Origin of the sequence: Cupriavidus sp. KK10 (assembly GCF_018223725.1) — a bacterium.
Classification (GTDB): Bacteria; Pseudomonadota; Gammaproteobacteria; order Burkholderiales; family Burkholderiaceae; genus Cupriavidus; species Cupriavidus necator.
Genome location: NZ_CP073677.1, coordinates 4,325,301 through 4,349,688, shown reverse-complemented (window position 1 = coordinate 4,349,688; position 24,388 = coordinate 4,325,301). Strand labels below are relative to the sequence as shown.

27 protein-coding genes are annotated in these 24,388 nt (G+C 67.1%); 13 read left to right on the top strand and 14 right to left on the bottom strand.

Translation table 11 applies throughout. The features are described 5' to 3' along the window. Positions 1-159: 159 nt before the first annotated feature. The 8 genes from fliL to nadC all read left to right on the top strand — a co-directional run bounded on the left by fliL (position 160) and on the right by nadC (position 5,517). Entirely contained in the window at positions 160-651 is a 492-nt protein-coding gene (gene fliL / locus KB879_RS20290; protein WP_011616679.1) for a flagellar basal body-associated protein FliL, read from the top strand. Positions 652-710: 59 nt separating this feature from the next. Further along, complete coding sequence (gene fliM / locus KB879_RS20285) at positions 711-1,730, top strand: flagellar motor switch protein FliM (RefSeq protein ID WP_013952212.1); 1,020 nt, start codon at positions 711-713, stop codon at positions 1,728-1,730. After that, positions 1,723-2,172: a flagellar motor switch protein FliN gene (gene fliN / locus KB879_RS20280; protein ID WP_013952211.1), complete on the top strand. Its 450-nt coding sequence runs from the start codon at positions 1,723-1,725 to the stop codon at positions 2,170-2,172. The genes fliM and fliN overlap by 8 nt, the downstream gene beginning before the upstream one ends. Beyond that, the gene (fliO, locus tag KB879_RS20275; protein WP_013952210.1) at positions 2,169-2,624 is read left to right on the top strand and encodes a flagellar biosynthetic protein FliO; all 456 of its coding nucleotides are present in this window, start codon (positions 2,169-2,171) and stop codon (positions 2,622-2,624) included. The genes fliN and fliO overlap by 4 nt, the downstream gene beginning before the upstream one ends. After that, positions 2,621-3,406, top strand: coding sequence for a flagellar type III secretion system pore protein FliP (fliP, locus tag KB879_RS20270; protein WP_371827367.1), 786 nt, complete (start codon positions 2,621-2,623; stop codon positions 3,404-3,406). The genes fliO and fliP overlap by 4 nt, the downstream gene beginning before the upstream one ends. A 40-nt stretch (positions 3,407-3,446) precedes the next feature. Continuing rightward, entirely contained in the window at positions 3,447-3,716 is a 270-nt protein-coding gene (gene fliQ, locus KB879_RS20265; RefSeq protein ID WP_010810398.1) for a flagellar biosynthesis protein FliQ, read from the top strand. 58 nt (positions 3,717-3,774) lie between these two features. Beyond that, a complete protein-coding gene (fliR, locus tag KB879_RS20260) occupies positions 3,775-4,560 on the top strand; it encodes a flagellar biosynthetic protein FliR (protein ID WP_013952208.1) in 786 nt (261 codons plus the stop codon). Positions 4,561-4,683: 123 nt separating this feature from the next. Then, positions 4,684-5,517, top strand: a complete 834-nt coding sequence (nadC, locus tag KB879_RS20255) for a carboxylating nicotinate-nucleotide diphosphorylase (RefSeq protein WP_013952207.1) — start codon at positions 4,684-4,686, stop codon at positions 5,515-5,517. A gap of 121 nt (positions 5,518-5,638) precedes the next feature. On the opposite strand, the gene KB879_RS20250 is transcribed toward nadC, so the two are convergent. Further along, positions 5,639-6,184: a MarR family winged helix-turn-helix transcriptional regulator gene (locus KB879_RS20250; RefSeq protein ID WP_041228799.1), complete on the bottom strand. Its 546-nt coding sequence runs from the start codon at positions 6,182-6,184 to the stop codon at positions 5,639-5,641. Positions 6,185-6,538: 354 nt separating this feature from the next. Between KB879_RS20250 and phnN the strand changes: the two genes are divergently transcribed. Both phnN and KB879_RS20240 read left to right on the top strand, forming a co-directional pair. Then, positions 6,539-8,344, top strand: coding sequence for a phosphonate metabolism protein/1,5-bisphosphokinase (PRPP-forming) PhnN (phnN, locus tag KB879_RS20245; RefSeq protein WP_013952205.1), 1,806 nt, complete (start codon positions 6,539-6,541; stop codon positions 8,342-8,344). 43 nt (positions 8,345-8,387) lie between these two features. Next, positions 8,388-9,380, top strand: a complete 993-nt coding sequence (locus KB879_RS20240; protein ID WP_153953871.1) for a tripartite tricarboxylate transporter substrate binding protein — start codon at positions 8,388-8,390, stop codon at positions 9,378-9,380. A 22-nt stretch (positions 9,381-9,402) separates the two neighbouring features. On the opposite strand, the gene KB879_RS20235 is transcribed toward KB879_RS20240, so the two are convergent. The 3 genes from KB879_RS20235 to KB879_RS20225 all read right to left on the bottom strand — a co-directional run bounded on the left by KB879_RS20235 (position 9,403) and on the right by KB879_RS20225 (position 13,386). Beyond that, complete coding sequence (locus tag KB879_RS20235; RefSeq protein WP_013952203.1) at positions 9,403-10,632, bottom strand: RtcB family protein; 1,230 nt, start codon at positions 10,630-10,632, stop codon at positions 9,403-9,405. 75 nt (positions 10,633-10,707) lie between these two features. Next, entirely contained in the window at positions 10,708-11,673 is a 966-nt protein-coding gene (locus KB879_RS20230; RefSeq protein WP_013952202.1) for a threo-3-hydroxy-L-aspartate ammonia-lyase, read from the bottom strand. Between the two features lie 78 nt (positions 11,674-11,751). Continuing rightward, positions 11,752-13,386 (bottom strand): methyl-accepting chemotaxis protein, encoded by a 1,635-nt coding sequence (locus KB879_RS20225; protein ID WP_211979674.1) that lies wholly within the window; start codon positions 13,384-13,386, stop codon positions 11,752-11,754. A 397-nt stretch (positions 13,387-13,783) separates the two neighbouring features. Here KB879_RS20225 and KB879_RS20220 point away from each other — a divergent pair, with 397 nt between their 5' ends. The 3 genes from KB879_RS20220 to KB879_RS20215 are packed head-to-tail and all read left to right on the top strand — an operon-like array spanning position 13,784 to position 16,079. Further along, positions 13,784-15,310 (top strand): serine hydrolase, encoded by a 1,527-nt coding sequence (locus KB879_RS20220; protein WP_249221170.1) that lies wholly within the window; start codon positions 13,784-13,786, stop codon positions 15,308-15,310. Beyond that, positions 15,307-15,483: a hypothetical protein gene (locus KB879_RS39450; RefSeq protein ID WP_249221169.1), complete on the top strand. Its 177-nt coding sequence runs from the start codon at positions 15,307-15,309 to the stop codon at positions 15,481-15,483. The genes KB879_RS20220 and KB879_RS39450 overlap by 4 nt, the downstream gene beginning before the upstream one ends. A gap of 41 nt (positions 15,484-15,524) precedes the next feature. Further along, on the top strand, positions 15,525-16,079 hold the full coding sequence (locus KB879_RS20215) for a cysteine hydrolase family protein (RefSeq protein ID WP_153953874.1): 555 nt from the start codon (positions 15,525-15,527) through the stop codon (positions 16,077-16,079). 28 nt (positions 16,080-16,107) lie between these two features. Here KB879_RS20215 and dmpG read toward each other — a convergent pair whose 3' ends face one another. The 10 genes from dmpG to KB879_RS20165 form a co-directional block, all read right to left on the bottom strand. Then, the gene (gene dmpG, locus KB879_RS20210) at positions 16,108-17,172 is read right to left on the bottom strand and encodes a 4-hydroxy-2-oxovalerate aldolase (protein ID WP_211979673.1); all 1,065 of its coding nucleotides are present in this window, start codon (positions 17,170-17,172) and stop codon (positions 16,108-16,110) included. Between the two features lie 17 nt (positions 17,173-17,189). Further along, on the bottom strand, positions 17,190-18,134 hold the full coding sequence (locus KB879_RS20205; RefSeq protein WP_153953876.1) for an acetaldehyde dehydrogenase (acetylating): 945 nt from the start codon (positions 18,132-18,134) through the stop codon (positions 17,190-17,192). 25 nt (positions 18,135-18,159) lie between these two features. Next, complete coding sequence (locus tag KB879_RS20200) at positions 18,160-18,378, bottom strand: 2-hydroxymuconate tautomerase (protein WP_256449333.1); 219 nt, start codon at positions 18,376-18,378, stop codon at positions 18,160-18,162. Further along, positions 18,375-19,163, bottom strand: coding sequence for a 2-oxo-3-hexenedioate decarboxylase (dmpH, locus tag KB879_RS20195; protein WP_035816275.1), 789 nt, complete (start codon positions 19,161-19,163; stop codon positions 18,375-18,377). The genes KB879_RS20200 and dmpH overlap by 4 nt, the downstream gene beginning before the upstream one ends. A gap of 36 nt (positions 19,164-19,199) precedes the next feature. Then, a complete protein-coding gene (gene dmpE, locus KB879_RS20190) occupies positions 19,200-19,982 on the bottom strand; it encodes a 2-oxopent-4-enoate hydratase (protein ID WP_153953878.1) in 783 nt (260 codons plus the stop codon). A 9-nt stretch (positions 19,983-19,991) separates the two neighbouring features. After that, positions 19,992-21,446, bottom strand: a complete 1,455-nt coding sequence (locus KB879_RS20185) for a 2-hydroxymuconic semialdehyde dehydrogenase (RefSeq protein WP_153953879.1) — start codon at positions 21,444-21,446, stop codon at positions 19,992-19,994. Positions 21,447-21,561: 115 nt separating this feature from the next. After that, positions 21,562-22,497, bottom strand: a complete 936-nt coding sequence (locus tag KB879_RS20180) for a catechol 2,3-dioxygenase (RefSeq protein ID WP_153953880.1) — start codon at positions 22,495-22,497, stop codon at positions 21,562-21,564. 71 nt (positions 22,498-22,568) lie between these two features. After that, the gene (locus KB879_RS20175) at positions 22,569-22,892 is read right to left on the bottom strand and encodes a 2Fe-2S iron-sulfur cluster binding domain-containing protein (RefSeq protein ID WP_153953881.1); all 324 of its coding nucleotides are present in this window, start codon (positions 22,890-22,892) and stop codon (positions 22,569-22,571) included. Positions 22,893-22,903: 11 nt separating this feature from the next. Then, entirely contained in the window at positions 22,904-23,971 is a 1,068-nt protein-coding gene (locus KB879_RS20170) for an NADH:ubiquinone reductase (Na(+)-transporting) subunit F (RefSeq protein ID WP_153953882.1), read from the bottom strand. A gap of 37 nt (positions 23,972-24,008) precedes the next feature. After that, entirely contained in the window at positions 24,009-24,368 is a 360-nt protein-coding gene (locus KB879_RS20165) for a phenol hydroxylase subunit P4 (RefSeq protein WP_211979672.1), read from the bottom strand. Positions 24,369-24,388: the final 20 nt, after the last annotated feature.

Genomic DNA, 24,388 nt, shown 5'->3' with positions numbered 1-24,388 from the left:
ACCAGCCTGCAGGCGCGCATCACAGGGCGCCCGCTCGCGTAGCCGTGCCTGCTCCCTTTCCGCTCAAATGGCCAAGCTGAAAGGGTTTCCCCCTTTTTTTCGGCCCTTTGCTGGCCTGCGATTCCGGAAGAATGGCAGGCATTCCGATACAGGCTTCTCATGGCGAACACGGCTTCCCCTCCCCGGACTGGCAACACAGGCAAGCGCGGCCGGCTGCTGCTGATCGGCGCCGGCGTGCTGGTGGTGGCACTGGGCGCCGGAGGCTTCGTGCTGGGCAGCGTGCTGAGCAACCGCCAGCCGGCGGCGCCCGCTGCGCCCGCCGCCCCGGTCGTACCGCCGCCGATCTTCGTGCCGCTGGACGCGTTCACCGTCAACCTGCGCAGCGACGACGGCGACCGCTTCCTGCACACCGGCCTGTCGCTGAAGGTGGCCGATGCCGAAACCCAGGCACGCTTGGCGCAGTACCTGCCCGAGGCACGCAGCCGCATCCTGCTGCTGCTGTCGGCCAGGCAGCCGGCCGACCTGGCCACCGTCGAAGGCAAGCGCAAGCTGGCCGACGACATCCGCGACACCATCAGCAAGCCGTTTGCCAGCGGCCTGCCGGCGCAGCGGGTGCTGGACGTGCTCTTCACCTCTTTCGTGGTGCAGTAAGCGCAAGCCAGGGCCGCACCGGATTCATCCATAACGCCGCACAAGGGGCAGGACACTAGATGGCCTACGACAAGTTCCTCTCGCAAGACGAGGTCGACGAGCTGCTCAAGGGCGTATCCGGCGAAGCCGATACGCCCAAGGCCAGCGAGCCTGCGCTCGACGAGGGCGGTGTGCGCCCCTACAACCTGGCCACGCAGGAACGCATCATCCGCGGCCGCCTGCACACGCTGGAGATCATCAACGAGCGTTTTGCGCGCTCGATGCGCACGGCGCTGTTCAATTTCATTCGCCGCGGCGCTGACATCACCGTAGGCAGCATCAGGATCGAGAAATTCGGCGACTTCGCGCGCAACCTGCCGATGCCGACCAACCTGAACCTGGTCCACCTGAAGCCGCTGCGCGGCACGGCGCTGTTCGTCTACGACCCGAACCTGGTGTTTCTGGTGGTGGACAACCTGTTCGGCGGCGACGGCCGCTTCCACACCCGCGTGGAAGGCCGCGACTTCACCCAGACCGAGCAGCGCATCATCCAGCGCATGCTGGAGCTGACGCTGGCCAGCTACGGCAACGCCTGGCGCACCGTGCACCCGATCGAGACTGAGTACATCCGCTCGGAGATGCACCCCAAGTTTGCCAACGTCGCCACCCACAACGAGGCCGTGGTGACCACCGCCTTCCATATCGAACTGGGCGCCGTCGGCGGGCAGCTTCATGTCTGCCTGCCGTACTCGATGATCGAGCCGCTCAAAGACCTGCTGATGAATCCGCTGCAGGATGAGAAGGAAGTCGACAAGGGCTGGGTCACGCAACTGTCCACGCAGCTGCGCGCGGCCGAGGTGGAGCTGGTGGCCGAGTTCGCGCACCTGCAAAGCACCGTGGCCGAAGTGCTGGCGATGCGCGCCGGCGACGTGCTGCCGATCGAGCTGCCGGAGAAGGTATTTGGCAAGGTGGACGGCGTGCCCGTCATGCAATGCGGCTTCGGCACGATGAACGGCCAGTACGCGCTGCGGGTAGAACGAATGATCAATCACCAGGACGGCGATTCCCACCTGGACACCGAGGACAGCGATTATGAGTGACGGCATCGAGGACAAGCCCGTCGATCCGATGGACGACTGGGCCAGCGCGCTGGCCGAGCAGACCAGCGCCACATCCGCCGCAACCCCCGCAGCTGCCGCACCGGCGGCCCAACCCGCGGCCACCCCGGCCGCCGCCACCGTGTTCCAGCCGCTGGCGAAGGAAGCGCCGAGCGGCTTCCGCAACGATATCGAGATGATTCTCGATATCCCGGTGCAGCTGACCGTGGAACTGGGCCGCACCAAGGTGCCCATCAAGAACCTGCTGCAGCTGGCGCAGGGCTCGGTGGTGGAGCTGGACGGCCTGGCCGGCGAGCCGATGGACGTGCTGGTCAACGGCTACCTGATCGCGCAGGGCGAGGTGGTGGTGGTGAACGACAAGTTCGGCATCCGCCTGACGGACATCATCACGCCGTCCGAACGCATCCGGAAGCTGAACAAATGACCATACAGACGCGCGCCAGCCTGGCCGTGCTTGCGGCGCTGCCGGGGGCCGCCATGGCCGCCGACGGCACGCATGTGCCGGCCATCAGCGGCGCGGCCAGCCTGGCGCAGGCCGGGCTGGGGCTGTTCGCCATCGTCGCGCTGATCCTGGGCATGGCCTGGGTGGCCCGGCGCGCCGGCCTGGTGCGTCACGCCACCGGCGGCGCGATGAAGGTGGTCGGCAGCACCATGCTGGGCGCACGCCAGCGCCTGGTGCTGGTCGAGGTGGGCGATACCTGGCTGGTACTGGGCGTGAGCCCCGGCGAAATCCGGCCGCTGCATACCCTGCCTGCGGGCACCACCGCAGCCAATCCCCTCGCCGCCACCGGCGGTGCAGGCCCTTCGCAACAGCCGGGTGGCGGCACCTTTGCCGAAAAGCTGCTGCGCTCGATGCAGGATCACCTCAAGTCATGAATTTCCCGCGTGCCGCGCTGCGGCGCCCGCTGCCGGGCCCGCTGCTGTCCCTGCTCGCGCTGATGCTGGCCGTTGCCGCGCTGGTGCCCGCACAGGCCTGGGCCCAGACACTGCCCGGCGTCGTCAGCAAGCCCGCCCCGGGCGGCGGCCAGATCTGGTCGCTGCCGGTGCAGACGCTGCTGCTGCTGACCTCGCTGTCGTTCCTGCCGGCGGCGATGCTGATGATGACCGGCTTCACCCGCGTCATCATCGTGCTGGGCCTGCTGCGCAGCGCACTGGGCACCGCCAGCTCGCCGCCCAACCAGGTGCTGGTGGGCCTGTCGCTGTTCCTGACCTTCTTCGTGATGGCACCGGTGTTCGACCGCGTCTACAACGACGCCTACAAGCCGCTGTCGGAAAACAAGATCAGCCTGGAGGCCGCCGCGGCCAAGGCCGCGGAGCCGCTCAAGGCCTTCATGCTGCGCCAGACCCGCGAGAAAGACCTGGCCATGTTCGCGCAGATGACCAAGGCGCCGGAGATGCAGGGCCCCGAGGAAGTGCCGCTCAGCATCCTGGTGCCGGCCTTCGTCACCAGCGAGCTGAAGACCGCGTTCCAGATCGGCTTCACCATCTTCATCCCGTTCCTGATCATCGACCTGGTCGTTGCCAGCGTGCTGATGGCGATGGGGATGATGATGGTGCCGCCGGCCACCATCTCGCTGCCGTTCAAGCTGATGCTGTTCGTGCTGGTCGACGGCTGGCAGCTGCTGCTGGGTTCGCTGGCACAGAGCTTCATGAACTGAGGCAGCCCCAGCTCCCGCCACACACCGCAGACTCCGAGCCATGACACCCGAGACCGTAATGACCATCGCCACCCAGGCGATGAAGATGACCCTGCTGCTGGCCGCCCCGCTGCTGCTGGTGGCGCTGGCCGCCGGCCTGGTGGTCAGCCTGTTCCAGGCCGCGACGCAGATCAACGAGATGACGCTGAGCTTCATCCCCAAGCTGATCGCGCTGTTCGCCACCATGGTGCTGGCCGGGCCGTGGATGATCAACTCCATGGTCGACTACATGCGCGAAGTGTTCCAGAGCATTCCCGCGCTGGCGCACTGACTGCGGCCGCGCTCGCTGTCGTCACCCCCTCGCCCTCCCTGCCCGCTGACTCCCCGCCGTGGTCGAATTCACCTCAGCCCAGCTCTACAGCTGGCTCGTGGCGTTCCTGTGGCCCTTTTTCCGGCTCCTGGCCCTGATCGGCACCGCGCCGCTGTTCGGTGAGTCCACCATCCCGCGGCGCGCCAAGATCGCACTGTCGGCGATGATTGCGATGGTGGTGTCGCCCACCATCGCGCAGCTGCCGGTGGTGCCGGTGTACTCCTTCGGCGGTCTGATGATTATTCTCAACGAGATCGGCATCGGCCTGGCCACCGGCTTCGCCATGCGGCTGGTCTTTGCCACCGTGCAGCAGGCCGGCGAAATCATCGGCCTGCAGATGGGCCTGTCCTTTGCCTCGTTCTTCGACCGCGCCGCAGGCGGCCAGACCATGGTGCTGTCGCGCTTCCTGAATCTGATCGCGATGCTGCTGTTCCTGGCGCTGGACGGCCACCTGCTGATGCTGGGCACGCTGGTCGACAGCTTCAACGGCCTGCCCATCGGCGGCACGCCGCTGTCCGCCGGCGGCGCCATGGCCGTGGCCCGCGCCGGCGGCATGGTGTTCTCGTCCGGCCTGCTGCTGGCGCTGCCGATGATCGCGGCGCTGCTGACGCTGAACCTGGCGATGGGCATCCTGAACCGCGCCTCGCCGCAACTGTCGATCTTTGCGGTCGGCTTCCCGGTCACGCTGTCGGGCGGGCTGCTGGTGCTGATGCTGGTGATGCCGCAGATGGGCACCTACATGCAGCACATGATCGAGGCGGGGCTGGAGGCGGTCGGGACGGTGCTGGGGCAGTTTGCGCGGTAGGTTTGCGCTTTATCTTAGATCTCGAATATTACTTGACATGGCGCACGGAAGGGCTAGTATTGCGCCATGTACTTCGATCTCTAAGATTTATGAGGTACCGCAACCACCGTTCAGGAGCCCTTCATGTACGACATTTTCGCCACCGACAAGCTGATCGATCTCTGGCTGACCGAAGACATCGGCATCTGCGACTTGACCGTCCAGACCATGATTGAACCGGGAGAGACCGGCACCTTCTGCATGAACGCCCGCGAGCCGATGCTCATCGCCGGCATCGACGTGGCGGCACGCATCTTCGCGCGCTACGATCCGACGCTGTCGGTCGATGTGCGCGTCGCCGACGGCGACAAGGTTGAAAAAGGCGCGGTGCTGCTTAACGTGAGCGGCAATGCACGCAGCGTCCTGACGGCCGAGCGCACCGCGCTGAACATCATGCAGCGGCTGTGCGGCATCGCCAACCATACGGCAACCTATGCCCAGGCCATCGCCCATACCAGGGCGCGCCTGATCGACAGCCGCAAGACCACGCCGGGCCTGCGAGCGCTGGAAAAGCACGCGGTGACCTGCGGCGGCGGCCTGAACCACCGGCTGAGCCTGGACAACGGCGTGATGATCAAGGACAACCACATCGCCGTGTGCGGCAGTATCGCTGCCGCCGTGGCACGCGTGCGCCGCAAGCTGCCCGTGCTGACCAAGCTGGAAGTGGAATGCGACCGGCTGGAACAGGTGCACGAAGCCCTGGCAGCCGGTGTCGACGTGATCATGCTGGACAACATGTCGGTGCCCGACATGAAGGAAGCCGTGCAGATCGTCAATGGCCGGACCAAGGTCGAGGCCTCAGGCGGCATCCGCCTGGAAACGATCCGGGCCGTGGCGGAAACGGGCGTGGACTACATCTCCACGAGCAAGATCACCCAGTCCGCCCCTGCCGTCGACATCGGGCTCGACGAAGCCTGACACCGGGGGGAACAGCCCCCCAATCGCTCACCCCAATCGCTCTGACCGATTCACGCCTTCTACCCAAGGCATTCACCCTTGCCGGTCTCGCCCGGCGAGGGTCTTTTCCGTTGCGGGTCGTCTACAGATCCGAGAGCAGGCGCCCTACCTCCTGTGTGGACGGGACCCGCCGCCCATGTTCTGCCGACGCGACTTCGTCGGCGACCAGCCGCTTCGCAATCGTGATCAGCACGCGACGCGTGGTCAGCACGTCTTCTTCGCTCACACCTTCCACGCTGAGTTCGTTCACCTCGGTCGCCAGCGGTTCAAGCTTGCGGCGCAGCGCGCGTCCGGTCTTGCTCAGGAACACATGCACCTTCTTCTTGTTGCCGGGAAGATGCGTGCGTTCCACGTAGCCCAGCGCCTCCAGCGCCTTGACTGCCGCAAACGTCGTCGGCTCGGTCACGCCGGCCCGTTCACTCAACTCTCGCTGCGACACGCCGTCATGGCGCCACAGGATGCGCAGGATGGTCCAGTGCCCATACGAAACCGAATGCTCCGCCAGGCGCAACTGCAGCGCCCGGATATAGGCCCGGGCGGCATCCTTCACCAGGTGGGCAAGCCGTTCTTCATCGGCTTCATCCGCAGGCGTGATCGGGACCGGAGCATCCGGCTTCTTTGTGGCCATAGTCGTGAGGGAAAGTAGAGCGTATGCATGCGGCACCGGACGGCCCGGCGCCAGCGACAGCGCACATGATAGCGCCTCCGGCGCTGGCACGCCGACACCACCGCTTCATCGGCAACGCCTCTCCATGTAGCGTTCACTCCATCAGTGCACCATGCCCGCAACCCATGCACGGGGCACCGTCACCGCGCACCCTGCTCCCCGTGTTTTCCCCTATAAGCCCGCGAATCCCGCGTACACACTGGATTTGCGGGCGCTGGCTCGTTGCTTGCATTAACTTAGACATCGAACTTATCTTGACACCCCCTTGGCCGGTGCTAGCATAGCCACATAACTTCGACATCTAAGGTAATTCTCATGAAGGCGACCGGCACATTCTTCTTTGTTGTGGGGCCCAGTGGCGCTGGCAAGGACTCCCTGATCGACGGTGCACGTGCCGCGCTCGATGACGATTACGTTTTTGCGCGGCGCGTCATTACCCGCCCTGACGGCTCTGCTGGCGAAGCGCACGAAGGTGTCACGGAGGCCGAGTTCGCGCGGCGCCAGCGAAGCGGAGAGTTCTTGGTGACCTGGGACGCGCACGACCTGTGCTACGGATTGCCCCGCTCCCTGATGCTCGAACTCGAACGCGGCCGCAACGTCGTGGCCAATGGCTCGCGAGGCGTCATCGCCGAACTTGCGGCCCGCCTGCCCCGCTTCGTCGTGATCGTGGTGACGGCACCGCATGACGTGCTTGCGCAGCGCATTGCCGCGCGCGGGCGGGAATCTGGCGACCAGGTTGCCAGCCGCGTGGCACGCGCAGGGGCTCCGGTGCCGCCACACGTCCCGTGTATCACGGTGTCGAACGACAGCACGCTGGAAGCGGGCACGGCACGCTTTGTCGAAGCCTTGCGCAACGGCACCGGGGCATCCGCCGCCGAACGGCCGGCCAGCCGAACCAACCTGATGGCCAAGCTGCGCGGCGATCCGCTCGACGAAGCTGCCTACGTCGCCGTGCTGCAGGACGCCATCGCCGGGCGGTACACCGAGGCAGAGTTGACCGAGTTCCTCGTTGCCGCCACCCGCACGCTCACAGACGAGGAAGTGGTGGCACTGGCACGCGCGCGTACCGCCTTCACACCCCGCATCGACTGGGACGAACCGGTAGTCGTCGACAAGCATTCGATGGGGGGCGTTCCCGGCAGCCGCATCACGCTGATCGTGGTGCCGATCGTCGCCGCCTACGGGCTGGCGATGCCCAAGACATCGTCGCGCGCGATCACCTCTGCCGCCGGCACCGCCGATGCCATGGAGACCATCGCACGGGTCGACCTGGCGCATGAAGACGTGCGCCGATGCGTGGCCCAAGCGCGCGCATGCATTGCCTGGAACGGACGGCTGAACCATTCCGTGGTCGACGATGTGATGAACGCCATCACGCGGCCGCTGCGCTTGGATTCGCGGCGCTGGTCAGTGGCGTCGATCCTGTCGAAGAAGTACACCGCCGGCGCCACCCACGTCATCGTCGACCTGCCCTATGGGCCGCAAACCAAGCTGGCAACGCGCGCCGACGCCGAGGCGCTGGGCGCGCTGTTCGAACACGTCGGCAAGGGACTGGGCCTGCACGTACGCGCACTGGTCACTGACGGCAGCCGCCCGATCGGGCGCGGCATCGGCCCCGCACTGGAAGTGCGCGACGTCCGCCTCGTGCTCGACAACGCGCCCGATGCACCCGCCGACCTGCGTGAAAAGGCCCTGCGCTTTGCCGGCGAAATCATCGCATTCGATCCCCGCGTGGACTCCCCCGAACACGGCATGCAAATTGCGACCGCGCTGCTGCATGAAGGCAAGGCCAGAGCCGCGTTCGATCGCATCGCCGCTGCGCAGGGCGCTCGCGCCGATCCAGTGGCGCCGGGTACGCATACGCAGGTCGTTCCCGCCGCCACGCAGGGCCGGGTCACGGGCATCGATGGCCTGCAGATTTCCGGCGTGGCGCGCGCCGCCGGGGCGCCGCGCGATGGCGGTGCAGGCGTCGACATGCTGTGCACGATCGGTGCAAAGGTAGCGCCAGGGCAACCCCTCTACCGTATCCACGCCGGCTCCGCGGAAGCGCTTGAGGCGGCTGCGGCACTGGCGCGCGCTGGCGGCGAGTACTGCCAGGCGGTGCGTATAGACCCCGATTGACCGGCTTTTCCGCTTCCTTCACCCTAACCGACGAGGCATATCAATGAGACCCCTATCCGTCGTCAGAAGTCTGGCATCGCTCCTGTTTGTCGCAGGCAGCCTGGGCACCCTGCCCGGGCGCGCCGAAGCCAATATCGCCAGTACCTTCCCGCAAAAGCCGATCCGCGTGGTGGTAACGTTCCCGGCCGGAGGGGGGACCGATTCCCTTGCGCGCCTGATTGGGAATGACCTCAGCAAGTCGCTGGGGCAGCCCGTGGTCGTCGACAACCGGCCCGGCGCCAGCGGCAATATTGGCGCCGAGTTCGTCGCCAAGAGCCCTGCCGACGGCTATACACTGCTCATCGTCAACAGCAGCTTTGCCATCAACCCGAGCGTCTTCAAGAAGCTGCAGTTCAATCCCAAGTCCGATTTCAGCGCCGTCATCACCTTCGCGTCGGTGCCATCGGTGATCGCCGTGCCATCGCACTCGAAGCTCCGCACCTTCAGCGACCTGCTGGCGGCCGGCAGGAGCGGCTCACCCCCCAGCTACGCGTCGTGCGGTAACGGCACCCCGCAGCATCTGGCCGGCGAATTGCTGAAGGTCTCGGCAAAGATGGATATGCTGCACGTGCCGTACAAGGGTTGCGCTCCCGCCATCGCCGACGTGCTCGGCAACCAGGCCGATGTCAGTGTCAACACGCTGACCAACACCATCCCCTACCTGAAAAGCAACAAGCTGCGCGCGCTGGCCGTCACCTCGAAGGCGCGCTCGCCGTTCCTGCCCGACGTACCAACTGTCAGCGAGCTTGGCGTGGCCGGCTATGACGTCGACCAGTGGTTCGGCATCCTCGCCCCGGCAAATACGCCGCCCGAGATCGTGCAAAGGCTGAACACGGAAATCGCCAGGGCCATCGCCAGGCCTGAGATCAAGGCATCGCTGACGCAGCTCGGCTTTGCCACGACGACAAGCACGCCCGCTGAATTCCAGAAGCTGGTGAGTTCCGACATCGATCGCTGGCAGAAATTCGCGACGAAAATCAATCTGCTCGTCGACTGACCCCCCTGGGGCACCGGCCCACTCACCCCTTCACGCACACCACCTGCCGCAACGTGTGCACGATCTCCACCAGGTCAGCCTGCGCCGCCATCACCGCGTCGATGTCCTTGTACGCCATCGGGATCTCGTCGATCACGGCGGCGTCCTTGCGGCATTCGACCCCCTCGGTCGCATGCACCTGATCGGCCACGGTGAAGCGGCGCTTGGCCTCGCTGCGGCTCATGGTGCGGCCCGCGCCGTGGCTGCATGAGCAGAACGATTCCGGGTTGCCCTTGCCGCGCACGATGAACGAGCGCGCGCCCATCGATCCCGGGATGATGCCCAGCTCGCCCACGCGCGCGCTGACCGCGCCCTTGCGCGTGACCAGCACCTCGGCGCCGAAGTGGTGTTCCTTCTGCACGTAGTTGTGATGGCAGTTGACCGCCTCCAGCCGCGCCTGGAACGGCCTGCGCAGCACGCGCTGCGCCGCTGCCAGCACCGCCTCCATCATCAGCTCGCGGTTGCGGCGCGCGTAGGCCTGAGCCCACGACACGGCGAAGATGTAGTCCTCATAATGCTCGGAGCCTTCGACCAGGTAGGCCAGGTCGCGGTCCGGCAGGTTGGCGAGGTGCTTGCGCATGTCCTGCTGCGCCAGCGAAATGAAGGTCGTGCCGATGGCATTGCCGACGCCGCGCGAGCCGCTGTGCAGCATGAACCAGACTGACTGGGCCTCGTCCAGGCACACCTCGATAAAGTGATTGCCGGTGCCGAGCGTGCCCAGGTGATTGCGATGGTTGGTACGCGCCAGGTGCGGATACTTGTCGGTGATGCGACGAAAGCCCGGCGCCATTTCGGCCCATGCCGCGTCAACGGGCGCCGGGGCCGAGCCCCAGGCACCCTGGTCGCGCCGTCCGCCTTGCGCGGTGCGGCCGTGCGGAACGGCGTGCTCGATCGCGCTGCGCAGCGGCCCGAGGTTGTCGGGCAGGTCAGCGGCGGTGAGCGAAGTCTTCACGGCCATCATGCCGCAGCCGATGTCCACGCCCACCGCGGCGGGAATCACCGCGCCCACGGTCGGGATCACCGAGCCGATGGTCGAGCCCTTGCCCAGATGTACATCCGGCATCACCGCGAGATGGCGGAAGATAAACGGCATCCGCGCCGTGTTCAGCAGTTGCTCGCGGGCAGCGCTTTCCACCGGGACGCCGCGCGTCCACAGCTTGACCGGCTTGCCGGCGCCGGTGTCCAGCACGTCATAGTGGCGCTTGTCCGTCATGGCCACTCCTGGCATTGTCGTCGCGGATTGCAGGTTAGACGGCCGGGGCCAGTCCAGGATTCCCTGCCGCCCGACTCAACCCAGCAGGAAGCTGCCAAAGGCGCCCAGGTCGACATTGCCGCCCGAGATGATGACCCCCACGCGCTTGCCCTTCACATCCAGCTTGCCGTGCAGCACCGCGGCGGCAGCCAGGCAGCCGGTGGGCTCGACCACGATCTTCATGCGCCCGGCGAAGAACTTCATGGTGTCGACCAGTTCGGCATCCGACACCGTGGCGATGTCCATCACCAGCTCGCGGATCACGGCAAAGGTGTGGTTGCCCAGAAACGGCGTCTGCGCGCCGTCGGCGATGGTGCGCGGGGTGTCGATGCGGACGATTTCGCCGCTGCGCAGGCTGCGCTGGCCATCGTTGCCGGCCTCAGGTTCGACGCCGTACACGGCGCAGCCGGGCGACATCGCCTGGGCCGCCACCGCGCAGCCAGAAAGCAGCCCGCCGCCGCCCAGGCACACCACCAGCATGTCCAGCGGGCCGGTTTCCTCGAACAGCTCCTTGGCGGCCGTGCCCTGCCCCGCCATCACATGCGGATGGTCATACGGCGGAATCAGCGTCATGCCGCGCTCGGCGGCGATGCGCCGGCCCAGCGCCTCGCGATCGTCCTGGTAGCGGTCATACAGCACCACTTCGGCGCCATAGCCGCGCGTGGCTTCGATCTTGATCGCGGGGGCGTCCTGCGGCATCACGATCACCGCCTGCACGCCCAGCAACCGGGCCGACAGCGCGATCGCCTGGGCATGGTTGCCGGAAGAGAACGCCAGCACGCCGCCCGCCTTCTGCTGCGGCGTGAACTGGGCGATGGCGTTGTAGGCGCCGCGGAACTTGAAGGCGCCGATGCGCTGGAAGTTCTCGGCTTTGAAGAACAGCTGCGCGCCGGTGGCCGCGTCCGCGGTGGCGGAGGTCAGCACCGGGGTGCGGTGGGCCGCCGCGCGGATGCGTTCGTGGGCGGCGGCGACGTCGTCGAAGGAGATAGGCAGGGCGGTCATGGCGATGGCAAGGAGGCTGGGACCGGCCAGTTTACCCGCCCCGGGGCCATCTTGCAGCCACGCCGCCTCGGCGTGGCGCTATGCCGCGGCCAGCCTGTGCGCCGCGCGCCGCTGCGTGGCCAGCGTATCGGCACCCAGGTGCGAGGCGCCGCCTTCGCCCGGCAGGCGGAAGAACGCCACCACCTCAGTGAGTTCGCGGCCCTGCTCTTCCAGCGCGCGCGACGCGTTGGCAGCTTCGTTCACCAGCGACGCGTTCTGCTGCGTCACCTGGTCGATCTGCGCGATGGCCTGGTTGACCTGCTCGATGCCGCGGGTCTGTTCGGCGGACGCCGTGGCAATCTCTTCCACGATGCCGGTCACGCGCGCCACCGCCTGGGTCACCTCGGCCATGGTCTGGCCCGCCTCTGATGCCAGCGACGCACCGTCGTGCACCTGGCGTCCCGACGCCTCGATCAGGTCCTTGATCTCCTCGGCCGCGCTCGAGGAGCGCTGCGCCAGGCCGCGCACCTCGCTGGCCACCACGGCAAAGCCGCGGCCCTGCTCACCGGCACGCGCCGCCTCCACCGCCGCGTTCAGCGCCAGGATGTTGGTCTGGAAGGCAATGCCTTCGATGATGCCGGTAATCTCGGCGATCTTGGACGAACTGGCACTGATGTCCTGCATCGTGCCGACCACGCGCTGCACCGTGGCGCTGCCGCGCTGCGCCACGTCGGCCGCGCTGCGCGCCAGCTCGCTGGCCTGGCGGGCGTTGTCGGTATTCAGGCGCACGGTCTCGGTCAGCTCTTCCATGCTCGCCGCGGTTTCTTCCAGCGACGCCGCCTGTTCCTCGGTGCGGCTGCTCAGGTCAGCGTTGCCGCGCGCGATCTCGCTGGTGCTCACGGCAATATTGCCGCTGCCTGCACGCACCTGGGTGACGGTGGCGGTGAGGCGCTCGTTCATGTCGCGCAGCGCGGCAAGCAGGCGACCGGTCTCGTCATCGCGATCCACCTCGATACGTGCGCCCAGGTCGCCGCTGGCCACGGTGCCGGCCACGTCCACGGCGCGCTGGATCGGCCGAGTGATGGCACGCGTGACCAGCAACCCGCCAACGACAGCGATCGCTGCCGATACCAGGGAATTCAGGATCAGCAGGTTGCGCTGGCGCTCATAATCCGCCTCCAGCCTGCGCTCCATCTCCTTCTGGCGCGTCTTGGTGAACTCCGCATAGGCGTCGGTCGCCTTGATCAGCGCCGCCAGCAGCGGGCGGCAGTGCTTGTCGATACGGGAGACGGCTTCCTCGATCTTGCGCTCCACCGCCAGGCCGACGATGCCGGTGGCGACCGGGCCATACTGCGCCTCGACCTTCGCCACCTCCTCCACCAGCTTGCGCGCCTCATCGCTGATGCCGGGCTGGCGCACCATCTCATTGAGCCGCGCCAGGCGGGTCTGCACGTCCTGGTGCGCGCGCAAGGCATCGGCCTTCTCGCGCTCCAGTTCCGCCGCATCGGTCACCAGCACCAGGTTGCGCGCCGCGATGGCCCGCCGGTCCACCGCGCTGCGCACTTGCGCGGCCATGTCCGCGCGGGCATTCAGCCCGTTCAGGTAATCATTGAAACCTGCGGTCGCATCGCCGAGCGCATGCAGCGAATACGCGGACACCACCAGCACCATGCCCGCCAGCGTGCCGAACCCGGCCAGCAGCCGCGTGCGGATAGACAGACTCCTGAAATTCATGATCACTCCCCTCACCGTCCAATAAGACGTATGCGCTTCGTTTGTTTTGAATCCAACCCTGCATGCCCGACTGCTGCATGCAACACTGCGCGCCCGTTCCTGCTGGTCGGCTCGGCGTCCGCGATCCGGCCGGGGTACTTTGCCCTGGCGATTTTCTGGCGTATCCGTGCTCTTTATTGCGCTGGCTAACGGTTGCGACGGGCCGAACTGATCCCTACGAGAGCGGGGCATGGCCTGGCCAGCAGGAGGAATGGCTGCCTGGAGTGCACCAATAATCACAAATGTGCCAGTGACAACGCTGGAGATGTCGCGAACCAGGCACAGTCACTTTGAGCAAGCGGCGACTGCGTCGCCAGGACATGGCAGCATACGGAGCCCATGCCCCCAGGAACGCCTCATGCTGAACGGATTCGATGCACTGGTCGAAGAGTCGATGGCCGATTGGAAGATCCCCGGGCTTGCGCTGGCCGTGATCCGCGACGGCGAGCCCGTCCTGATGCGGGGCTACGGGGTCCGTGACAGCGTCGGATCAGCACCGGTGACAACCGCCACGCAGTTCATGCTGTGCTCGATCACCAAGTCCTTCACCGCCGCCGGCCTGGGCCTGCTGGTGGACGAGCGCAAGCTTAACTGGACCACGCCCGTGCGCGACCTCATCCCGGGATTCCGGCTGCACGATGCCGTCACCACCGAGCGCATCACGGTGCGCGACCTGCTCTGCCACCACAGCGGCATGCCGCGCCACGACTGGCTCCATACACCGGGCGACCTTGATACCAGCGAACTGCTGGCACGGCTGCGCTACCTGGCGCCCAGCCGTGACCTGCGCGAACGCTGGCAGTACCAGAACCTTGGCTACGTAATCGCCGGCCATGTGGCCGAGCGCCTCAGCGGCCAGCGCTGGGAGGACTTCACCGGGGAGCGCCTGCTGCGGCCGCTGGGCTTCTCACGCTTCGGTTTCTCCGCCGAGGCCCTGGCCGCCGCTCCCGACCACGCGCACCCGCATACGATGGTTGGCGACGAACGCCTGCGAGCCAGCCTGTCGTCCATTGTGAAGCCGGCCGGTGGCCTCGCCACCTCGGTAGAGGACCTGGCGAAATGGATGCGCTGCCTGCTGGATGAAGGCAAGGTTGGCGGGCGTGCGCTGCTATCGCCGGCGATCGTGCGCGACATGATGACGCCGGGCGTGCATATCGGCATGTCGGAGTTCCCGGAGGTCGGCGATCAGCATTACGGCCTTGGCCTCACGGTCGAGCAATACCGCGGCGAGCGCACGGTCTCGCACTCCGGCAGCTGGCTGGGCTGGGCGGCGCTGATGACGCTGATGCCATCCAGGCGTATCGGCATTGCGGTGCTGACCAACCGGGCACCCAGCGCGGTGACCGCGCTGCTGACCTATGCGGCTCTGGACCAGTTGTGCGGGCATCCGCCCATCGACTGGTTCACCTGCATGCAGGCCCGGCGCCACGAAATGCTCGCACAACTGCAGATCAACCAGGCGGCACGGCAAGCGCGGCAGCATACCGGCACCAGCCCCAGCCATCCGCTGCACGATTACGCAGGCGACTACTCGCACCCCGCCTACGGGCAAGTCACCATCGGTGCGGATGGCGATGCACTCTCCTGGCGCTGGCGCGGCATGTCCGGCCAGCTCGCCCATCGTCACTACGATGTGTTCAGCACGGCCGAAAAGCCCGCCGAAATCCATCCCGACAACCTGGCCCTCACCTTCCTCTTAACCGGGAAGGCACCATCGACAGCATTGCGGCACCGCTGGAGCCGCTGGTCGACGATATTGTCTTCCACCGCATGGCAAGCGGCGACGCGACCACGGCCGCCTTCCGCGCGCGCTGCGCCGGCGAGTACCGGCACAGCGTGCAGCGCATCGAAGTCGCGCTGGATGCGGCCGGGCACCTGCTCATGACCATCACGGGGCAACCCCGCTACCACCTGCTGCCGTCCGAGGGCCAGACCTTCGAGATCGCGGAGCTGCCCGGCTGGCGCGTGGAGTTTCGCGCGCCGGCGCAAGAGGCCGTGGACGCACTGAAGCTGTTCCAGCCGAACGGGACGTTCCTGGCATTGCGGGTGCAGCCGTAGCGCCGGCAAGCTACAGTCGACCACCTTCACGGGAGCACAACATGAATTGCGCACTGCTCATCATCGATTTCCAGGCCGGCCTGCTCGATTCCGCACCGTTGCCAGGCGATGCCGCCGCGGTTGCCACCAATATCAACACCCTGAGTACACGAGCCCGTCAGGCGGCCGTGCCGGTCATCTTCATCCAGCACGAGAATGAGGACGCCCTGCGGCACGGTTCAACGGCGTGGCAACTGTCCGCCGGACTTCAGGTCGAACCGGGTGACTACCGGATCGGCAAGCGCACCCCCGACAGCTTTCTGCGCACTGAACTCCAGACGGTCCTTGCTGAACATGATGTGAAGCATGTGGTCGTGTGCGGCTATGCCACCGAGTTCTGCGTTGACACCACAGTGCGCCGCGCGGCAGCCAATGGCTACGGGGTGACCATCGCCGCGGACGCGCACACGACGCACGACAAGCCGCACGCCGACGCGGCCCGCATTCGCGAGCATCACAATGCGACATTGTCGAATATCAGGAGCTTCGGGCCGAAGATTGCCGCGGTGAGCACGGATGCGATCGATTTTCGCTCGCTGGCGCGGCCGAGGTGCTGAGCCTCGCCCCGACCGCGCCTGCCGACGGTCAGGCCACCGCCGCCGACGACACACCCTGCTCCGCCTGCGCACTGCGCCGCGCCAGCAAGTCCAGCGCCACATCCACGATCATGTCTTCCTGCCCGCCCACCATGCGCCGCCGGCCCAGCTCGACCAGGATGTCGACCGTGCCCAGGCCGTAGCGCGCCGCGGCGGCCTCGGCATGGCGCAGGAAGCTGGAATAGACCCCCGCGTAGCCCAGCGCCAGGGTCTCGCGGTCAACGCGCACCGGGCGGTCCTGCAGCGGGCGCACGATGTCGTCGGCGGCATCCATCAGCGTGTAGAGGTCGCAGCCGTGCTGCCAGCCCAGGCGTTCGGCGGCGGCGATAAAGACTTCCAGCGGGGCGTTGCCGGCGCCGGCACCCATGCCGGCCAGGCTGGCGTCGACGCGGTCACAGCCCTCTTCCGCCGCGACGATGGAATTGGCCACGCCCAGGCTCAGGTTGTGATGGGCGTGCATGCCGGTCTGGGTTTCCGGCTTGAGCACGTCCTTGAAGGCGCGGAAGCGCTCGCGCACGTCCTGCATGCCCAGCGCGCCGCCGGAATCGACCACATAGACGCACTGGGCGCCGTAGCTTTCCATCAGCTTCGCCTGCTGCGCCAGCGCCGCGGGCGTGGTCATGTGGCTCATCATCAGGAAGCCGACGGTGTCCATGCCGAGTTCGCGCGCATATTCGATGTGCTGGCGCGAGACATCGGCTTCGGTGCAGTGCGTGGCCACGCGCACCACGCGCGCGCCGGCATCATAGGCGGCGCGCAGGTCGTGCACGGTGCCCACGCCCGGCAGCAGCAGCGTGGCCACGCGGGCATGGCGCACGGTCTCGGCCACGGCGGCGATCCATTCCAGGTCGGTATGGGCGCCAAAGCCATAGTTGAAGCTGGAGCCCGACAGCCCGTCGCCGTGCGCGACCTCGATCGAATCCACGCGCGCGGCGTCGAGCGCGGCCGCGATGCGGCGTACGTGGTCCAGGCTGTACTGGTGGCGGATGGCGTGGCTGCCGTCGCGCAGCGTCACGTCGGAGATGTAGAGCTTCCTGATAGGTTGTGCGGTCATCTTTGTCTCCCTGCGGCTCATGCGGACAGCCGGGCCTCGGCCAGGCGCTCGGCGCAGGCCAGTGCGGCGCTGGTCATGATGTCGAGGTTGCCGGCATAGGCCGGCAGGTAATGGGCGGCGCCCTCCACTTCCAGGAAGATCGAGGTCTTGATCCCGCTCATCGGTCCCAGGCCGGGGATATTCAATGGCGCCGACGCAGCGATACGCTCGAACTGTACGCGCTGCTTGAGCCGGTAACCCGGTACGTAACCCTGCACTGCCTGCGCCATCGCTTCGACGCTCGCCGCGATTTCCGCTTCATCACCGTCCTCCGACAAGGTGAAGACCGTGTCGCGCATCATCAGCGGCGGTTCCGCCGGGTTGAGCACGATGATGGCCTTGCCGCGCGCGGCGCCGCCCACCGAGCACAGCGCCTGGCTGGTGGTCTCGGTGAACTCGTCGATATTGGCGCGCGTGCCGGGCCCGGCCGACCTGCTCGATATCGACGCCACGATCTCGGCGTAGTGCACGTTGGCCACGCGCGACACCGCCGCCACCATGGGAATGGTGGCCTGGCCGCCGCAGGTGACCATATTGATGTTGGGGGCGTCCAGGTGCTGGTCCAGGTTGACCACGGGCACCACGTACGGGCCGATCGACGCCGGCGTCAGGTCGATCACGCGCACGCCGTGCTGCTGCAGCACGCGGTTGTGGTACGCATGGGCGCCGGCCGAGGTGGCATCGAAGACGATGCGGATATCGCCGAAGCCCGGCATGCCGACCAGCCCGTCGATGCCCTCGGCCGTGGTCGGCACGCCCAGGCGCTCGGCGCGGGCCAGCCCGTCCGACGCGGCATCGATGCCCACCATGGCGCCCATCTCCAGGCTCCGGCCGTGGCGCATCACCTTGATCATCAGGTCGGTGCCGATATTGCCGGAGCCGATGATGGCCACCTTGTGGCGGCCGCTTGCTTTCATGTCCATGTCGTTGTCCTTTTTCGCGTGGGCGTCAGCGGCCCAGTTCCCTGGCGGTCTTGCCGCCGATGCCGAACTGCGCCTTCGGCACCTCGGTGATCATCACGCGCACGGTTTCCACCGGCGCGCCCACCGCTTCGACCGCGGCATCGGTGAGGGCGCGGATCAGGCGCGCCTTCTGTTCGTCGGTACGGCCTTCGATCAGGAAGACCTGCATGATTGGCATGGTGTGTCTCCTTGGTGCGCGGTTCAGGTGAAGCGCATCGATACCGTGCCCAGGTGCTGGTAGCGAACGGTGATGTTGTCGCCGGCCGCCACCGCGATGGCCTCGGTCACGCCGCCGGTCATGATGAACGTGCCCGCCGGCAGCTCGCGCCCGCGCGCCCCCAGCATGTTGGCCAGCATGGCGACGCTGTTGGCCGGATGCCCCAGCACCGCCGCGCCGGCCGCCGTGGCCACCACCTCGCCGTTCTTCTCAAGCACAACGCCCAGGTTCTTCAGGTCCAGCCCCTCGGCGCCGCGGTGCGTGCCGCCCACGACGAAGCGCGCCGACGAAGTGTTGTCGGCAATCACGCTCTTCAGGTCGAAGCGGAAGTTCTCGTAGCGCGAGTCGATCACCTCCACCGCCGGCACCACGAAGTCCGTCGCGGCCAGCACGTCGCCGATATGGCAGCCAGGCCCCTTGAGCGGGGCCTTCAGCACGAAGGCAATCTCGGCCTCCACCTTGGGGTGGATCAGCGTGCCGGTATCGATGGCGGCCCCGTCCATGCAGGCGCCATAGTCGGTGAGGAAGCCGTACACCGGGTCGCTCACGCCCATCTGGCGCATCTTGGCGAACGAAGTCAGGCCCATCTTGAGCCCGGCGATACGGGTGCCGCGCGCCTCCTTGCGCGCGCGGATGGCGTCCTGGATGGCGTAGGCGTCGTCCCAGTCCATGTCCGGGTATTCATCGGTGATCTTGCGCACCGCCTCGCGCTGCAGCTCGGCGTTCTCCAGGTGCTCGGCGAGCCGGGCAATGGTGTCTTGTGTCAGGTTCATGGCTTGTCCTGCGCTGAATTGGAAAAGGGGTCGGGCTCAGACAAAGCGCACGCCGGCCGAGCCGATACCGCCCAGGCTGATGCGCAACTGGTCGCCAGCGGTTACGGGCACCATCGCGGCAAGAGAGCCGGACAGGATCACCTCGCCCCGCTTCAGGCCAATGCCCAGCCGGCCAAGCGTATTGGCCAGCCATGCCACCGCGTTGACGGGATGCCCGAGCGCGGCCGCGCCGGCGCCGGTGGCGACGATCTCGCCGTTTTTCTCCAGCGTCATGCCGACCGTGCCCAGGTCCACGCTGCGCGGGTCCACCGCGGCGTCGCCCAGCACGAATACGCCTGACGATGCGTTGTCAGCCACCGTGTCCTGGATGCGGATCTTCCAGTCGCGGATGCGCGAGTCGACGATCTCGAAGCAAGGCAGCACGTAGGCGGTGGCGCGCAGCACGTCGGCATTGGTCACGCCCGGCCCTTCCAGGTCTTCCTTCAGCACGAAGGCGATTTCACCCTCGGCCTTGGGCGCGATCAGGGTGTCGGCGGGAATCGCCGCGCCGTCGGGGTAGACCATGCCGGACAGCAGGTGGCCAAAGTCGGGCTGGCGCACGTCGAGCATGTCCATCACCACGCGGCTGGTCACGCCGATCTTCTTGCCGACCACGCGCTCGCCGGCATCGAGCCGGTGCTGCACCATCGCCAGCTGGATGCGGTAGGCATCGTCGATGCTCAACTCCGGCCACGATTCGGTCAGCGGCGCCACCGGGCGACGGGAGGCCAGCGCATGGTGCAGGCCGGCGCCGATCTCAAGGATAAGTTCGCTATGCATGATGGGACCTCACAGGCGGACGCAGACGTTGCGCAGCTCGGTGTAGAACTCGAGCGAATGGACACCGCCCTCGCGGCCGATGCCGGACTGCCTGGCGCCGCCAAAGGCGGTGCGCAGGTCGCGCAGGAACCAGGCATTGATCCAGCAGATGCCAACGTCCAGCGCGCTGCCCATGCGGTGCGCGGTGCCGAGGTCGCCGGTCCAGACCGTGGCGGCCAGGCCGTACGGGGTGTCATTGGCCAGCGCGATGACTTCCTCTTCGGTGTCGAACGGGGCGATATGGCAGCAGGGCCCGAAGATCTCCTCGCGGATCACGGCGGCGCTTTCCGGCAGGCCGGTCCAGATGGTGGGCTGCACCCAGGCGCCTTCGGCCAGCGCCCCCGGCATCTGCGGCACGCCGCCCCCGGTGACCACGGTGGCGCCGGCCTCGGCGGCCTTGCGGTAGTAGGACAGCACCTTGTCGCGATGCTCGTGCGACACCAGTGGGCCCATGTTCACGCCGAGCTCGGTGGGCCGCCCCAGCTTCAGGCCCTCGGCCTTCGCCTTCAGCGCGGCGACAAAGCGCTCGAAGATCGGCCGCTGCACATAGACACGCTCGGTGCCCAGGCACACCTGCCCGCTGTTCTCGAACGCCGAGCGCGTGATGCCGGCCACGGCCTTGTCGAAGTCCGCATCGGCGAACACAATGCCCGCGTTCTTGCCGCCCAGCTCGAACGACACCGGCCGCACGCCATTGGCCGCGTCCTTCATGATGGCCTCGCCGGTGCGGGTCTCGCCGGTGAAGGTGATGCCGTTGACCTGCGGGTGCGCGGTCAGGAAGGCGCCGGCCGAATCCGGGCCAAAGCCATGCACCACGTTGTAGACGCCGGGCGGCACGCCGGCCTCGTTCATCACCTCGCCCAGCAGCGTCGCGGTGGCGGGGGTCTCCTCCGAGGGCTTGACCACCACCGTATTGCCGCAGGCCAGCGCCGGCCCGACCTTCCACGTCATCAGCAGCAGTGGCAGGTTCCACGGGCACACCACGCCGATCACGCCGCGCGGGCTGCGCACCGCGTAGTTGATGGCCTTGCCGCCATCGGGCGTGTCCATGGCAAAGCTTTCGGTCGGCACGTTGCGGATCAGGTCCGCAAAGACCTTGAAGTTGGCCGCGCCGCGCGGGATGTCGATATGGCTGGCCAGCCCGAAGGGCTTGCCGGTATCGGCGATCTCCGCCTGCACGAATTCGTCGAAGTGGCGGTTGATGCCGTCAGCCACCGCGTGCAGCAGCTCGACCCGCTGCGCCACCGTCATGCGGCCCCACGGCCCCTGCAGCGCGCTGCGCGCGGCCTGCACCGCGGCGTCGACCTCGGCCCGCCCGGCCTCGTGCACGTGGCCGATCAGGCTGTTGTCGGTCGGGTTGCGGTTCTCGAAGGTCCGCGCGGTGCCGACCCACTCGCCGTTGATGAAGTTCTTGAAGTCTTTCATATTGGTTCTCTGGTGTTGAAGCAATCGCGCACTGCGATCCTCCGCTCATCGTTTGGGTGCTCCTTCTCCCGCTTGCGGGAGAGGGGGCAAATCAGCGGGAGGCGAGTGTTCGCGCTCAGGTCAGCACATTCAAAAACGCTTCGTTCAGCTTCCTGTCGTGATAGAAGATCGCGCGCCCCAGCTCGTTGTCGGTCCAGGTAATGGTGGGCTTGTCCGGGTAGTGGATATAGCCGCCGGAGAAGACCTCGTTGCGATTGCCCGAGGGATCGAAGAAGTAGATCGTCGCGCCGCGCGTGATGCCGTGGCGGGTCGGGCCGATGTCGAGCGAGACATCCTTCTTGGAGATGATGTCGGCCGCCTTCAGCACCTCGCCCCAGTTGTCGAGCAGGAACGAGGCATGGTGGAAGCGGTTCTTCTCCGGGTGCCGGATAAAGGCGATGTCGTGCGCCTTGTTCGAGCAGGTCAGGAAGGCGCCGATCAGCATCTCGCCATCGGGGCCGGCCACGACCTGCTCGGCCAGGGAAAAGCCCAGCACGTCGCGGAACAGCCTGACGGTGCCGTCGACATCATCGCCATACAGCAGGCAGTGGTCGAAGCGGCTGGGCGCCATGCCGCGCAGGTCGTCCGGCCAGGGGTCGGGGTTGAGGTCGCCGGTCCTGCAGCCGGGCTTGTCCTTGTCGGCAAAGAGCTCGATCGCATGGCCGGTGGGGATGGTGAAGCGAAAGCGCGCGCCGGTATGCGGGTGCTCGCCGGCGGAGATCCACTGGCAGTCGATGGCCAGGCCGGATCGCTCCACCTCCTGCGCCAGCCGCTCCAGCGTGTGGCCGCTGTCGACGCGGAAGCCCATGTAGTCCATGCCCGGACTATCGGCCTCGCGCAGCACCACGCTGTGGTGGTCGTGCTCGTCCCATGCCTTCAGGAACACCCGGCCCTGCGCATCGCGCGCGGTTTCGATCAAGCCGAGTACCTCGGTGTAGTGTTTCAGCGCCGGTTCCAGCTCCAGCACGCGCAGGGCTACGTGCCCCGGTCGCAATACGCCTGTCAATGCCATGGTGGGTCTCCTGGTGTGGTGGGGTGGCGTTGTGTGGGTGCCACCTTCCTTGCTTGTGCTTCGTTCGCTTGCTACCGGCCCTGTTCGCGCTGCCGCTGCTTTTCCAGGCAGCGCTGCAGCAGGGCCACCGGCCGCAGGCGGATATCGCTGTCCGGGTAGGTCTTGCAGGCCAGCACCAGTCCGTCGCGCTGCTCCGCTTCGGACAGGCAGGCGCGGCTCATCTTGCCGGCGTGGTAGTCGCCGGCCTCGATGCGGACCTTGCACACGCCGCAGCCGCCGCCGCGGCAGCCGGCGGGTATGCCGCGCTGGCCCAGCACTTCCATGGCCCGCAGCAGGTTCTGCTCCGGCGCGCAGGGGTAGCGCAGCCCGCTGCCGGCGATCTCGACGGTATGCATGGCCGGCCTCCTCAGATCTTGAACAGCGGACTGCGCGCGCTGTTCTGCGCATCGGCCGCGGACAGGAACTTCTCGGTGTGGATATCCGCCTCGAACAGCCGGCCCTGCATCAGCGTGCGGATGCAGGCCTCGATCATCGGCGGCGGCCCGCACAGGTAGGCCTTGTGGCCGCGGAAGTCGGCATTGCCGTCCTGCGCGTAGAGCTGCTGAAGCACGTCATGCACGTAGCCGCGCGCGCCGCTCCAGCCGCTGTCGGCGGGTTCGTCCGACAGCGCGGGCACGTAGCGGAAGTTGGGGTGGGCCTGCGCCAGCGCCTGGAACTCGGCGCCGTAGTACAGCTCGCCGCGGTTGCGTGCGCCCTGCACCAGCGTGATCGGCAGGGTCTCGCCGGCGGCCAGCAGGTCCAGGATCATCGCGCGCGGGCTGGACAGGCCGGAGCCGCCCGCCAGGAACAGCATCGGCACCTGCGCCGACTTGCGCACGAAGAAGCGGCCATAGGGCGCTGAGAACGACAGTTCATCGCCGACCGCCAGTTGGTCGTGCAGGTAGCCAGTGGCCTGCCCGTCCGGCACACGGCGCACGTGCAGCTCGACCAGCTCGTCGCCCGGCGCGTTGGCCAGCGAGAACGCGCGCGGCTGATCGCAGCCCGGCACGGTCAGGTTGACGTACTGACCGGCCTGGAATGCCGTGCGTCCGCCATCCTTCACACGCAGCCAGATGCCCAGGATGGTGGGCGTCAGGGCGCGCGTCTCGACAACTTCGGCGCGATAGTCGGCCAGCGGCAGGCCCAGCGCATCGGCATCTTCCTCAATGTCGGCCTCGATCACCAGGTCCGACTGCGCAGTCGCGCAGCAGGCCAGGCACTGGCCGTTGTCGCGCTCGAAGTCCATCAGCGCGAAGCTGGAGGCCTCGCCCTGCTCGACCTCGCCGTCCACCACCTGCACCTTGCAGGTGGCGCACAGGCCGTGGCAACAGGCATGGGGCAGCCACACGCCGTTGCGCAGGCAGGCGTCCAGCACGGTCTGCCCGGGAGCGATGGGGATGGTCTGCCCGATCGGTTCAATGGTCAGCGAATACATCTTGGTCTCCTTCCGGTGGTGCGTTCGCCCGTGCGCCTCAACTGCGGCTGCCGCCGATGCCGTCCAGCCCCGGCGTGCGGAAGCGGAACACGTCCTTGTGGCCCAGGCCGTTCTCTTCCAGCGAGCGGTGCAGGTCGGGCTGCCAGGGCTGGCCGCCGCGCAGCCACTGCACCTGGCCCCAGTCGATGCGGGCAAAGTCGGGGTGGTAGCCGTAGACGCCGGGCAGCACCTTGTCCACCACCTCGCGCAGCGGCATCGACGGCGGGAACGGTAAGCAATGCGGGGCGCAGAACAGCAGGTGGCCGTCCCAGCCGATATAGAGCAGGCGGTTGCCGTGGAACACGGCCTCGCGGTCGGCCGCCTCGAAGGCGTAGTCGCCGATGGATACGACGGGCATGGTTGTCTCCTTGTCTTTTG